This window comes from Streptomyces sp. NPDC016459, from assembly GCF_040632845.1.
Lineage (GTDB): Bacteria > Actinomycetota > Actinomycetes > Streptomycetales > Streptomycetaceae > Streptomyces.
Genome location: NZ_JBEYCR010000004.1, coordinates 215,491 through 227,851, shown reverse-complemented (window position 1 = coordinate 227,851; position 12,361 = coordinate 215,491). Strand labels below are relative to the sequence as shown.

The 12,361-nt window shown below is 68.8% G+C and carries 14 protein-coding genes; 7 read left to right on the top strand and 7 right to left on the bottom strand.

Annotation, left to right across the window (positions count from 1 at the left end; genetic code table 11):
* Positions 1-10: 10 nt before the first annotated feature.
* The 3 genes from ABZ567_RS13475 to ABZ567_RS13465 all read right to left on the bottom strand — a co-directional run bounded on the left by ABZ567_RS13475 (position 11) and on the right by ABZ567_RS13465 (position 2,672).
* Positions 11-1,042 (bottom strand): alanine racemase, encoded by a 1,032-nt coding sequence (locus tag ABZ567_RS13475; protein ID WP_360788143.1) that lies wholly within the window; start codon positions 1,040-1,042, stop codon positions 11-13.
* An 82-nt stretch (positions 1,043-1,124) separates the two neighbouring features.
* Positions 1,125-2,243 carry a peptidoglycan bridge formation glycyltransferase FemA/FemB family protein gene (locus ABZ567_RS13470; protein WP_360788140.1) on the bottom strand — a complete coding sequence of 373 codons (1,119 nt, stop codon included), beginning with the start codon at positions 2,241-2,243 and terminating at the stop codon, positions 1,125-1,127.
* Positions 2,244-2,357: 114 nt separating this feature from the next.
* Positions 2,358-2,672, bottom strand: coding sequence for a hypothetical protein (locus ABZ567_RS13465; protein WP_360788138.1), 315 nt, complete (start codon positions 2,670-2,672; stop codon positions 2,358-2,360).
* Positions 2,673-2,954: 282 nt separating this feature from the next.
* Between ABZ567_RS13465 and rpsF the strand changes: the two genes are divergently transcribed.
* The 4 genes from rpsF (at position 2,955) to rplI (ending at position 4,671) form a co-directional block, all read left to right on the top strand.
* A complete protein-coding gene (gene rpsF, locus ABZ567_RS13460; protein ID WP_015034882.1) occupies positions 2,955-3,245 on the top strand; it encodes a 30S ribosomal protein S6 in 291 nt (96 codons plus the stop codon).
* 74 nt (positions 3,246-3,319) lie between these two features.
* Complete coding sequence (locus ABZ567_RS13455) at positions 3,320-3,913, top strand: single-stranded DNA-binding protein (RefSeq protein ID WP_360788135.1); 594 nt, start codon at positions 3,320-3,322, stop codon at positions 3,911-3,913.
* A 56-nt stretch (positions 3,914-3,969) separates the two neighbouring features.
* On the top strand, positions 3,970-4,206 hold the full coding sequence (gene rpsR / locus ABZ567_RS13450; protein ID WP_005315025.1) for a 30S ribosomal protein S18: 237 nt from the start codon (positions 3,970-3,972) through the stop codon (positions 4,204-4,206).
* Between the two features lie 18 nt (positions 4,207-4,224).
* On the top strand, positions 4,225-4,671 hold the full coding sequence (rplI, locus tag ABZ567_RS13445; protein ID WP_073811712.1) for a 50S ribosomal protein L9: 447 nt from the start codon (positions 4,225-4,227) through the stop codon (positions 4,669-4,671).
* A 142-nt stretch (positions 4,672-4,813) separates the two neighbouring features.
* Here rplI and ABZ567_RS13440 read toward each other — a convergent pair whose 3' ends face one another.
* Positions 4,814-6,151 carry an MATE family efflux transporter gene (locus ABZ567_RS13440; RefSeq protein ID WP_360788132.1) on the bottom strand — a complete coding sequence of 446 codons (1,338 nt, stop codon included), beginning with the start codon at positions 6,149-6,151 and terminating at the stop codon, positions 4,814-4,816.
* Between the two features lie 424 nt (positions 6,152-6,575).
* Between ABZ567_RS13440 and dnaB the strand changes: the two genes are divergently transcribed.
* Complete coding sequence (gene dnaB / locus ABZ567_RS13435) at positions 6,576-8,057, top strand: replicative DNA helicase (RefSeq protein ID WP_360788129.1); 1,482 nt, start codon at positions 6,576-6,578, stop codon at positions 8,055-8,057.
* A 62-nt stretch (positions 8,058-8,119) separates the two neighbouring features.
* Positions 8,120-9,502: a serine hydrolase domain-containing protein gene (locus ABZ567_RS13430; protein ID WP_360788127.1), complete on the top strand. Its 1,383-nt coding sequence runs from the start codon at positions 8,120-8,122 to the stop codon at positions 9,500-9,502.
* 69 nt (positions 9,503-9,571) lie between these two features.
* Here ABZ567_RS13430 and ABZ567_RS13425 read toward each other — a convergent pair whose 3' ends face one another.
* From ABZ567_RS13425 to ABZ567_RS13415, 3 genes are all read right to left on the bottom strand, one after another.
* On the bottom strand, positions 9,572-10,024 hold the full coding sequence (locus tag ABZ567_RS13425) for a GNAT family N-acetyltransferase (protein WP_360788124.1): 453 nt from the start codon (positions 10,022-10,024) through the stop codon (positions 9,572-9,574).
* Positions 10,025-10,092: 68 nt separating this feature from the next.
* On the bottom strand, positions 10,093-10,551 hold the full coding sequence (locus ABZ567_RS13420; RefSeq protein WP_360788121.1) for a MarR family transcriptional regulator: 459 nt from the start codon (positions 10,549-10,551) through the stop codon (positions 10,093-10,095).
* A 120-nt stretch (positions 10,552-10,671) separates the two neighbouring features.
* On the bottom strand, positions 10,672-11,535 hold the full coding sequence (locus ABZ567_RS13415) for a GNAT family N-acetyltransferase (RefSeq protein WP_360788119.1): 864 nt from the start codon (positions 11,533-11,535) through the stop codon (positions 10,672-10,674).
* A 100-nt stretch (positions 11,536-11,635) separates the two neighbouring features.
* Here ABZ567_RS13415 and ABZ567_RS13410 point away from each other — a divergent pair, with 100 nt between their 5' ends.
* A complete protein-coding gene (locus tag ABZ567_RS13410; protein WP_360788817.1) occupies positions 11,636-12,289 on the top strand; it encodes an HAD-IB family phosphatase in 654 nt (217 codons plus the stop codon).
* Positions 12,290-12,361: the final 72 nt, after the last annotated feature.

The following is a 12,361-nucleotide window of genomic DNA, read 5'->3' as shown; positions in this document are numbered from 1 at the left end:
ACCGGCCGGGTCAGCGCTCCACGATCCGGTCGAACTGGGTCGTGGTGTGGCGCAGATGCGCCACGAGCTCGTCGCCGACCCGGGGCTCCTGCGCGTCGGCGGGCACGAACAGGATCGACACCTGCATGTGCGGCGGCTCGGCGAACCAGCGCTGCTTCCCGGCCCAGACGAAGGGCGACAGGTTGCGGTTGACGGTGGCGAGGCCGGCGCGGGCGACACCCTTGGCGCGCGGCATGACGCCGTGCATCGCCTTGGGGGCCTCCAGACCGACGCCGTGCGAGGTGCCGCCGGCGACGACGACGAGCCAGCCGTCCGACGCGGCTTTCTGCTGGCGGTAGCCGAAGCGGTCGCCCTTGGCGACCCGGGTCACGTCGAGGACCGCGCCCCGGTACTCCGTGGCCTCGTGGTCGCCCAGCCACAGCCGGGTGCCGATCCGGGCGCGGAAGCGGGTCTGGGGGAACTGCTGCTGGAGCCGGGCCTGCTCCTCGGCCCGCAGGTGGCTGACGAACATGGTGTGCAGCGGCAGCCGGGCGGCCCGCAGCCGGTCCATCCAGCCGATGACCTCCTCCACGGCGTCGGTGCCGTCGGGGCGGTCCAGGGGCAGGTGCAGCGCGAAGCCTTCCAGGCGTACGTCCTCGATGGCGGCGTGGAGCTGCTGGAGCTCCTCCTCGCGGACGCCGTGCCGCTTCATCGAGCTCATGCACTCGATGACGACCCGGGCCCCCACCAGGGCGTGGACGCCGTCCACGGAGGACACGGAGCGGACGACCCGGTCGGGCAGCGGAACCGGTTCCTCACCCCGGCGGAAGGGGGTGAGGACCAGCAGGTCGCCGCTGAACCAGTCCTTGATCCTCGCGGCCTCGTACGTGGTGCCCACGGCGAGCATGTCGGCCCCGAACCGGGCCGCCTCGTCGGCGAGGCGCTCGTGTCCGAAGCCGTATCCGTTGCCCTTGCAGACCGGGATGACACCGGGGAACTGGTCGATGACGTTCTTCTGGTGCGCGCGCCAGCGAGCGGTGTCGACGTAGAGGGAGAGCGCCATGGCCGGCCCGGAACCTTTCTGATGGCAGCGGTGTATCAAAGGTATGTACGAGACTACGGAAAGGTCAGCGACGCCACACGGGTCAGCGGCGCGACATGTAGATGTCGAGCGCCTTGTGCAGCAGCTTGTTCAGCGGGAAGTCCCACTCGCCGACGTACTCGACGGCCTCGCCGCCCGTGCCCACCTTGAACTGGATGAGCCCGAAGAGGTGGTCGGTCTCGTCGAGCGAGTCGGAGATGCCGCGCAGGTCGTAGACGGTCGCGCCCATCGCGTAGGCGTCGCGCAGCATCCGCCACTGCATCGCGTTCGAGGGCCGGACCTCACGGCCGATGTTGTCGGAGGCGCCGTAGGAGTACCAGACGTGCCCCCCGACGACGAGCATCGTGGCCGCGGAGAGGTTCACACCGTCATGGCGCGCGAAGTAGAGCCGCATGCGGTTGGGGTCCTCGTTGTTGAGGACGGTCCACATGCGCTGGAAGTACGAGAGCGGGCGCGGCCGGAAGTGGTCACGGACGGCCGTGATCTCGTACAGCCGCTGCCACTCGGCCAGGTCCTCGTAGCCGCCCTGGACGACCTCGACGCCGGCCTTCTCGGCCTTCTTGATGTTGCGGCGCCACAGCTGGTTGAAGCCCTTGAGGACGTCGTCGAGCGAGCGGTTCGCGAGCGGGACCTGGAAGACGTAGCGGGGCTGCACGTCGCCGAAGCCGGCGCCGCCGTCCTCACCCTGCTGCCAGCCCATCTTCCGCAGCCGGTCAGCGACTTCGAAGGCACGCGGCTCGACATGCGTGGCCTGGACGTCCTTGAGCCGCTTCACGTCCGGGTCCTGGATGCCGGACTTGATGGCGGCCGAGTCCCAGCGGCGGATGACGACCGGCGGGCCCATCTTCACCGAGAAGGCACCCTGCTGCTTCAGATGCGCCAGCATCGGCTGCAGCCAGTCGTCCAGGTTGGGCGCGTACCAGTTGATGACCGGGCCCTCGGGCAGATAGGCGAGGTAGCGCTTGATCTTCGGCAGCTGGCGGTACAGCACCAGGCCGGCGCCGACGAGCTGGCCGTCCTTGTCGAACCAACCGAGGTTCTCCGAGCGCCATTCGGTCTTCACATCAGCCCATGCGGGGACCTGGCAGTGGCTTGCCGAGGGCTGGCTCTGGATGAATGCCAGATGCTGCTCACGGCTGATGGTCCTCAGGGTCAGGCTCATGCGGGGCGCTCCTCGCAGGTGTGTCCCCATCGGTCAGGGGCTCCGGCTCTCGCGCCGAAGCCTACTGTGACCGGGGAGCGCCCCGTATGGGCACGTGTGCCCTGACGTGCCGGGCTAGCCGGCGATGCCTCCGAAGAGGCCGCCGTGGGCCATGCCGAGAAAGAAGCCCACCGCTGCCGCGCCGAGTCCCACGATCAGGGCGAACCGCTCGCGCGTCGTCACCGAGATGAACTGTCCGTAGGCGCCGGTGAGGATGCCGATCAGGCCCGACCAGGAACTCAGCAGGTGCAGGTTGTGGAACTGTGCGGTGACGAAGGCGAGGACGCCCAGCACCAGTGTCACCGCGACCAGGGTGTCCTGGAGCGGATGGGGTTTGCCGTCGGTCGCGAAGAGGGAGTGGCCCGGGTCGGGTCGCATTGTCTGTGCCATGGAGCACCTCCTGGCGTGTCTGCCGGAAGGCGGCGCATCGTAGCGCCGCCGACATCCGATGTGTCCAGATTGCGTCCCCTCACCAGTGAATTTCAACCGGAGGGGGTTGTCCGGGTACGCTGTACGGTCTGCACCGGTGTCTGCCCAGGTCCGTCATGGATCCGACGGTGTCCCTCGCTCGCGAGGGGACTGTCAGTGGTGGCGGATACCGTTGTCTACGCATCACGACCCTCCTGCCACGGAACGACCGTGGCCGCTGAGTCCAAAGGAGGTGGGTTCCACATGCGTCACTACGAAGTGATGGTCATCCTCGACCCCGATCTCGAGGAGCGCGCTGTCTCCCCGCTGATCGAGAACTTCCTTTCTGTCGTCCGTGAGGGCAACGGAAAGGTCGAGAAGGTCGACACCTGGGGCCGTCGTCGTCTGGCCTACGAGATCAAGAAGAAGCCCGAGGGCATCTACTCGGTCATCGACCTGCAGGCCGAGCCTGCGGTCGTCAAGGAGCTCGACCGACAGCTCAACCTGAACGAGTCGGTCCTCCGGACCAAGGTCCTCCGTCCCGAGACCCACTGAGCTTCTAGCTCAGTGGTCATCGGGTCCGAGTAGCAGCAAAGCAGCCAGAAGCAATCCCGCCGAGAGGTTCCCCCATGGCAGGCGAGACCGTCATCACGGTCGTCGGCAATCTTGTCGACGACCCCGAGCTGCGCTTCACCCCGTCCGGTGCGGCGGTCGCGAAGTTCCGTATCGCGTCCACCCCCCGCACCTTCGACCGTCAGACCAACGAGTGGAAGGACGGCGACAGCCTGTTCCTCACTTGCTCGGTCTGGCGTCAGGCGGCGGAGAACGTCGCCGAGTCGCTTCAGCGAGGCATGCGCGTCGTCGTGCAGGGCCGGCTGAAGCAGCGGTCGTATGAGGACCGTGAGGGCGTCAAGCGCACGGTCTACGAGCTGGATGTCGAGGAAGTCGGCCCCAGCCTCAAGAACGCCACGGCCAAGGTCACCAAGACCGCCGGTCGTAGCGGCCAGGGTGGGTTCGGCGGCGGTGGCGCCCCGCAGGGCGGCGGAGGCAGCTGGGGTGGAAACTCCGGCGGTGGCCAGCAGGGCGGTGGCGGTGCTCCCGCCGACGACCCGTGGGCGACCGGCGGTCCTTCCTCTTCCGGCTCTTCCGGCGGACAGCAGGGCGGCGGAGGCAGCTGGGGTGGAAACTCCGGCGGCGGCTACTCGGACGAGCCTCCCTTCTAGGGCACGCCCTGGAAGCAGCTCGTACCCCCACTTCTTGATCACACAGGAGAAACACCATGGCGAAGCCGCCTGTGCGCAAGCCTAAGAAGAAGGTCTGCGCGTTCTGCAAGGACAAGACCGCGTACGTGGACTACAAGGACACGAACATGCTGCGGAAGTTCATTTCCGACCGTGGCAAGATCCGTGCCCGCCGCGTGACCGGCAACTGCACGCAGCACCAGCGTGACGTCGCCACGGCCGTCAAGAACAGCCGTGAGATGGCGCTGCTGCCCTACACGTCCACCGCGCGATAAGGGAAGGGTGACCGGAAAATGAAGATCATCCTCACCCACGAGGTCTCTGGCCTCGGTGCCGCTGGCGACGTCGTCGACGTCAAGGACGGCTACGCTCGCAACTACCTGGTCCCGCGCGGTTTCGCGATCCGCTGGACCAAGGGTGGCGAGAAGGACGTGGCGCAGATCCGCCGCGCCCGCAAGATCCACGAGATCGCGACCATCGAGCAGGCCAACGAGATCAAGGCCAAGCTCGAGGGTACGAAGGTGCGCCTGGCCGTTCGCTCCGGCGACGCCGGCCGTCTCTTCGGCTCCGTGACCCCGGCCGACATCGCCTCGGCGATCAAGTCCGCGGGTGGCCCCGACGTCGACAAGCGTCGCGTCGAGCTCGGCTCGCCGATCAAGACCCTGGGCTCGCACCAGGTGTCCGTGCGTCTGCACCCCGAGGTTGCCGCGAAGCTCGGCGTCGAGGTCGTCGCCGCGTAACGCTGCCCTTGGCAGTCTGCGCTCAGCAGTGAGGAAGGGCCGCACCCCTCGGGGTGCGGCCCTTTCGCCCTCTCGGTGAGCGGGGCGAGCGGAGGAAGCACGGCGTTTCACGTGAAACACCGTGTTTCACGTGAAACGTGCCTCACCGGGTGGCGCCGGTGACGATCCAGCGCCCGGAGCGTGAACGCAGCCAGAGCGTCGACATCCGGACCGTCATCATCAGCGTCATCGCCCCCCAGAGCGCTGTCAGCCCGCCGCCGAGCGTCGGGATCGCCAGGGCGACCGGGGCGAAGACGGCGAGGGTCAGCAGCATGGCCCAGGCCAGATAAGGTCCGTCCCCCGCGCCCATCAGGACTCCGTCGAGAACGAAGACGACACCGGAGATCGGCTGGGAGAGCGCGACCACGAGCAAAGCCGGAAGCAAGGTGTCCTGGACTGCGGTGTCGCCGGTGAAGAGGGGGATGAACAGAGGGCGGGATGCAATGATCAGAACACCCAGCACCACGCCGGAGATCACGCCCCACTGGACCATGCGGCGGCAGACCTGACGGGCGCCCTCGGCATCGTCCGCGCCGAGATAGCGACCGATGATGGCCTGGCCCGCGATGGCGATCGCGTCGAGGGCGAAGGCCGTCAGGCTCCACAGCGCCAGGATGATCTGATGTGCGGCGACCTCCGCGTCACCGAGGCGGGCGGCGACGGCCGTGGCGATCAGCAGGACCGCGCGAAGCGAGAGCGTACGGACGAGGAGCGGGGCGCCGGCCTGGGCGGAGGCTCGGATGCCGGCCGCATCGGGGCGGAGGGAGGCTCCGTGGCGGCGGGCACCGCAGACGACCACGACGAGGTAGGCGGCGGCCATGCCGCACTGGGCGATGACCGTGCCCCAGGCGGAGCCCGCGATGCCGAGGTCGGCACCGTAGACCAGGCCGACGTTGAGCGCGGCGTTCGCCGTGAAGCCGGCGATGGCCACGTAAAGCGGTGTACGGGTGTCCTGGAGGCCGCGCAGGACGCCGGTGGCGGCCAGGACCACCAGCATCGCGGGGATCCCGAGGCTGGAGATCCGGAGGTAGGTGACGGCGTAGGGGCCCGCGGTCTCGGAGGCGCCGAAGACGTCGACGAGCCAAGGGGCGCCGGGCAGGGTCAGGGCGACGACGGCGGCGCCGAGGAGCAGGGCGAGCCAGATGCCGTCCATGCCCTGCCGGATGGCGGCTTGGAGGTCTCCGGCCCCGACCCGGCGGGCGACGGCGGCTGTGGTGGCATAGGCGAGGAAGACGAAGACGCTGACGGCGGTGGACAGCAGTGCCGCGGCGATCGCGAGGCCCGCGAGTTGCGGGGTTCCGAGATGGCCGACGACGGCGCTGTCGACCATGAGGAACAGTGGTTCGGCGACCAGAGCACCGAAGGCCGGCAGGGCGAGGGAGACGATCTCGCGGTCGTGCTGGCGGCGGATGGCCTTGGAGGTCGCGGGGGCCTGGGTCATGAGGTCAATCTAATCTTCCACAGGTAAGCGATGCAATGGGGATGTAGTCCTTACGTACGGAGGCTGGGGGGCTTCGCAAGTGGGTCGTTTGTTCTGATCTTGGTCCGGTGGGAAAACTTTTTCTCCCCCACAGCCCGTGGATCGAAAAGGGCCAGGTCAGACGCGTGGAACGGGGAGTCCTATGAGTTTGTCCACATGGCTGTCCCCCGCTGCGTGCACAGGTTCCGGCGAGTTCTCCACAGCATCTGGCCCTTCACCCACAGGGCCTGTGGATAACCAGATTGGCTGACGCCCCTCGCGGGCCTACCGTGGACCGGCGCCCGACGCGCAAGAAGCGGTCGCGAAGCCACTCTTTGATCAAGGCCGTGGCGTAGGAAAGAGTGGCATGGCGAGGTCCGCGGAGCGGACGGGAGGAGGTGGCTTGGTGAGCGTTACCGAGCCCTTGGACGACCCCTGGGCCGACAGCGGACCCGGCGACCGGCTGCCCGCCCGTTCCCGCGGCGAAGGGCGTGGCCGCGGCAGAGGGCGTGACGACCAGCACGAGCGGGGCGGAGACGGCCCGTGGGACGGCGGGCTGTCCGGGTTCGAGCGGGTTCCCCCGCAGGACCTCGACGCCGAGCAGTCCGTCCTGGGCGGCATGCTGCTCTCCAAGGACGCCATCGCGGACGTCGTGGAGATCATCAAGGGCAACGACTTCTACAAACCCGCCCACGAGACCGTCTACGTCGCGATTCTCGACCTCTACGCCAAGGGTGAGCCGGCCGACCCCATCACCGTAGGCGCCGAGCTCACCAAGCGCGGCGAGATCACCCGTGTCGGCGGCGCCTCCTACCTCCACACCCTGGTCCAGTCCGTACCGACCGCGGCCAACGCCTCGTACTACGCGGAGATCGTCCACGAGCGGGCCGTCCTGCGCCGCCTCGTGGAGGCGGGCACCAAGATCACGCAGATGGGATACGCGGCCGACGGGGACGTCGACGAGATCGTGAACTCGGCCCAGGCCGAGATCTACGCGGTCACCGAGCAGCGCACCACCGAGGACTATCTGCCGCTCGGCGACATCATGGAGGGGGCGCTCGACGAGATCGAGGCGATCGGCTCCCGCAGTGGCGAGATGACCGGTGTGCCCACCGGCTTCAGCGACCTCGACTCGCTCACGAACGGCCTGCACCCCGGTCAGATGATCATCATCGCCGCGCGTCCCGCCATGGGTAAGTCGACCCTCGCCCTGGACTTCGCCCGGGCCGCGTCCATCAAGCACAACCTGCCCAGTGTCATCTTCTCGCTCGAAATGGGCCGCAACGAGATCGCGATGCGTCTGCTCTCGGCCGAGGCCCGGGTCGCGCTGCACCACATGCGCTCCGGCACGATGACCGACGAGGACTGGACCCGCCTCGCCCGTCGGATGCCGGACGTCTCGCAGGCGCCGCTCTACATCGACGACTCCCCGAACCTGTCGATGATGGAGATCAGGGCGAAGTGCCGCCGGCTCAAGCAGCGCAACGGCCTCAAGCTCGTCATCATCGACTATCTGCAGCTCATGCAGTCGGGCGGATCGAAGCGGCAGGAGAGCCGACAGCAAGAGGTCTCCGACATGTCGCGAAACCTGAAGCTTCTCGCCAAGGAGCTGGAACTGCCCGTGATCGCGCTTTCGCAGCTGAACCGTGGCCCCGAGCAGCGCACCGACAAGAAGCCGATGGTCTCCGACCTCCGCGAGTCCGGCTCCATCGAGCAGGACGCCGACATGGTGATCCTGCTCCACCGCGAGGACGCCTACGAGAAGGAGTCCCCCCGCGCGGGCGAGGCGGACATCATCGTGGGCAAGCACCGTAACGGCCCGACGGCCACGATCACGGTGGCCTTCCAGGGCCACTACTCCCGCTTCGTGGACATGGCCCAGACCTGACCTCCCGCGTCCGCCGACAAACCGGGGGGCTTTACGGAGGGGCGTCGCGTTGGATGGGTCCCATGACGACATCTTTCGAAGCCTTGTTGCCCGGTACCGAGCGGGCTCTGCTGCAGCGGGTCGCCGTCGCTCAGGCCGAGGGGCGGGCACCGTCCTTCGTCGGGGCGGTGGTGCGGGACGGGGCGCTGGTCTGGAGCGGGGCGCGCAGCTGTGTGGACGGGCACGCGCCGGACAGTGACACGCAGTTCAGGATCGGCTCCCTCACCAAGGTGTTCACCGCTGCGCTGGTGATGCGGCTGCGGGACGAAGGGCTCCTCGGTCTTGACGACCCGCTGGAGCGGCACCTCAAGGGCACGGGCGTGGGGGAGGTGACGATCGCTCAACTCCTCGGCCACAGTGGTGGACTCGCGGCCGAGACCCCCGGGCCGTGGTGGGAGCGTTCGTCCGCCGCGCTGCGGCCGGAGCTCTCGGACGTCCTGGGGGAGCAGCCGTTCCTCTCGACGCCGGGGCGGCGGCACCACTACTCCAACCCCGGCTACACGCTGCTCGGTTCGCTGGTCGAGGCGGTGCGGGGGGTGCCCTGGGAGGAGGCGCTGCGGCGCGAGATCCTGGAGCCGCTGGAGATGGGCCGTACGACCGTCGATCCCGTCGCCCCGCACGCGGGCGGTTGGGCGGTGCATCCCTGGGCCGATGTGATGCTGCCGGAGCCGGCCGAATCCCTGGGGTTGATGGCGCCGGCGGGGGTGCTCTGGTCGACGGCGGCGGACCTCGCCCGGTTCGCCGCGTTCCTCGCGGCGGGTGACGAGCGGGTACTCGCGGCAGCTTCCGTGGAGGAGATGAGGGCGCCTGCCTCCCCGGCCGGTGAGGGGGACTGGGAGGGAGGCTATGGGCTCGGCCTCCAGCTGCTGCGCAAGGACGGCCGGACCCTGATCGGTCACACCGGATCTCTCCCCGGTTTCGTCGCCGCCCTGTGGGTGAGCGTGGAGGACGGGCTTGCGGCGGTCGCCCTCGCCAATGCCACCTCAGGGCCGCTGACGGCAGCTGTGGCCGCCGATCTGGTGCGGATCGTGGCCGAGGCGGAGCCGAGGTTCCCGGAGCCGTGGCGCCCGCTTCCGGAGGCCGAGGTCGACGATGAGCTCCTCGCCCTCACGGGGCCCTGGTACTGGGGCACGTACGCCTACGGCCTGCGGCTCGGTCCCGAGCGGGGAGTGGTGCTCGAACCCCTGCGAGGAGCCGGGCGGCGTGCCCGCTTCCGGGCGCTGCCCGAGGGGGGCTGGATCGGGCTGAACGGCTACTACGCGGGGGAGAGGCTCCGGGCGGTCAGGCGAGCCGACGGCAGCGTCAGCCACCTCGACCTCGGCTCGTTCGTCTTCACACGGAAGCCGTACGCGCCAGCGGACGCCGTGCCGGGCGGGGTGGACGAGGCAGGGTGGCGCGGTCTCTGAGCGTCCTGCGGTGTTTCACGTGAAACGGCGGGCCGGGACCTGCGTCCCGGCCCGCTCGCGCGCTCCGTCTCAGAGGTTCTTCTTGAAGCCCACGTGCGAGGCTTTGAAGCCCAGACGCTTGTAGAAGCGGTGGGCGTCGGTGCGCGTGGCGTCCGAGGTCAGCTGGACGAGCTGACAGCCCTGGCGTCGGGACTCCTCGACGGCCCACTCCATGAGCTGGGTTCCCAGGCCGCCGCCCCGCTCGTCGGCGTGGACGCGGACGGCTTCGATGAGGGAGCGCATGGCGCCCCGGCGGGAGAGCCCGGGGATGATCGTCAACTGGAGGGTGCCGACGACCTTGTCCGCGCGGACCGCCACGACGAGGTGCTGGTGGGGGTCGTCCGCCAGACGCTCGAAGGCGGCGAGGTACGGGCCGAGGTCGTCCGGCGACTCGCGCTGGGCGCCCAGGGAGTCGTCCACGAGCATCGCGACGATGGCTTCGACGTCCGCCGCCACAGCGGGGCGTATCTCAAGATCGCTCATGGCCCGCAGCGTACGTCGGTCCGTTGTCGATGCCGCTCATGCCCTTGTTCCTGCCTGCCGGCTTCGTTTCAGGCAGGAACGCCCACGCCCTCCACGACCTGGACCAGTGGGGCCAGTTCCGGGTTCTTCGCCGCCTCGTCCAAGGCCTCGCGGAGCGCGCTGGCGTTGGTGGGGCGGGCCTCTTCCAGGAGATTCAGACCGGCTTCGGTGACATCGGTGTAGATGCCGCGCCGGTCGGTGGCACAGAGGTACCGGGTGAGCAGTCCGCGGTCTTCGAGCCGGGTGACGAGCCGTGTGGTGGCGCTCTGGCTGAGCACGACCGCGTCGGCGACCTGCTTCATCTGGAGATGACCACCGGGGCCGCTGTGCTGGCGGCTGAGCACGTCGAGCAGCGAGTACTCCCGCACGCTCAGACCGTGCCGGGTCTCCAGGGCGCGCTCGATGTGGGACTCGATCCTGCCGTGCAGCAGGGAGAGCGCGCACCAGCGCTGGGAGAGGGCGGTGAGGGCGGGATCCGTCGCGGTCATGGTCTCTCCTCGGTCTCGCCTCGGCACCGGAGTGGCTCTTGACCCAGGGTAGACGACGGAACGCAATAATGCGCGTGTGCAAGTAAATGTCACCTGCCCCCGCAAAGGCCGCGGGGAGGGCTACCCGGCGGCGACGGTCAGAGGAGCGAAGCGGCGGCGCCAGTCACCGGGAAGGTCGGGAAGGGAACGGACCATCACCGCGTTCGAGGCGATCGAGTCGACGCCGTTCTCTTTCACCCAGCGCAGCAGGGCCGTGTGGCGGACGTCGATGTCCGTGCGCAGCGGCCGGTCGGTGGCGGCCGCCAGTGAGGCGATCAGGGCCTTGGCCGTCTCGGAGTCCCGGGCGATGAGTGGCCCGACGACATGGGTGTCCATATTGGGCCAGGCCGCGGCGAAGCCCGTGATCTCGCCGTCCTGCTCCGCGACCCGGAGGTGGTCGGCGAAAGCGGGGAGCCTGGTGATCATGTGGGTGCGGTCGAGGCCGAAGACCTCGTGGTCCAGACGCAGGATCGCCCGGAGGTCCTCCGCCGTCGCCGGGCGCACCGGGACGTCCGGGGCGGGCGTGGTGAAGGTGAACCGTCCGAGCACCATCTCCGCCCGGCTCGTCTCGGTGAAGCCCATCTGTTCGTAGAGGGGCTGGCCGTTCGCGGTGGCATGGAGGGTGAGGGGCGTTGTCCCGGCTTCCGCGACGACGTGTTCCATGAGCCGGCGTCCCACCCCTCGGCGGGCGTACCGCTCGGCGACGAGCACCATGCCGATCGCGGCGAGCTCCGGGCCGTACGGCGTGACCACCGAACAGGCGATCAGCCCGGCTCCGGAGGGGTCGTCGATGCCGTAACCGGTACCGGCGGTGAGCAACAGTCCCCATTTGTGTTCCTCACGATGCCAACCCCGGTTCTCGGCGAGGTCGGCGCAGGCGGAGAGGTCGCCCGAGGTGAGGTGCCGGATGGGGAGCTGCGCGAGGGCGGAGGGGGAGATCGGCATGTCGTCAGGCTGTCCGACCCGGTGATCTTCCGTCCACCTCTTTACTGGATCTGGCCGATACCCGAGAAGGCGTTGATTTCCACCCCGCGACATGAGGACGATGTTTCACGTGAAACCGCGTAGACAGCGACTGCACCTCTTCGACCTCGACGGCACCCTGATCCGGGGGTCGGCCGCAGCGGTGGAGATCTCCCGGCAACTGGGGGTGGGCGAAGAGATCGCCGCGCTGGAAGAGGGCTTCCTGCGGGGCCTGACACCGGACGAGTTCGCCGTCAGAGCCCGTGAGCTGTGGGCCGCACTCACCGAGGACCAGGTCGCGGCCGCGTTCGAAGAGGCGCCCTGGCTGGTGGGCATCCGTGACGTCTGGTCCGACATCCGGGATCGGGGCGACCGCTGTGCGGTCATCTCCCTCTCCCCCGACTTCTTCGTCGAGCGGCTCCTCGACTGGGGTGCCGACGCGGCGCACGGCTCGCGCTGGCCGACCATCCCCTTCGCCGAGCCGATCCACCGGCCGAGCATCCTCGACGCGAGGGCCAAGGTGCGGATCGCGGGCCGACTCTGTGAGGAGTTCGGGGTGGACCCGTTTGACTGCGTCGCTTATGGAGATTCGATGTCCGACGCGGAACTCTTCGCGATCGTGCCGGAGACCGTGGCCGTGAACGCGGATCACCATCTCGCAGGACTGTCCCGCCACAGCTACGACGGCGGCGATCTGCGCGAGGCCTACGCTCTGGTTCAGAACAGCGCAGCCTAGCCAGAAACCAGGCCCTTTGGACCCAGAACACCGCTTTCCGTCCGACAGGCCGGAGGGAACGGGCATGCTGCG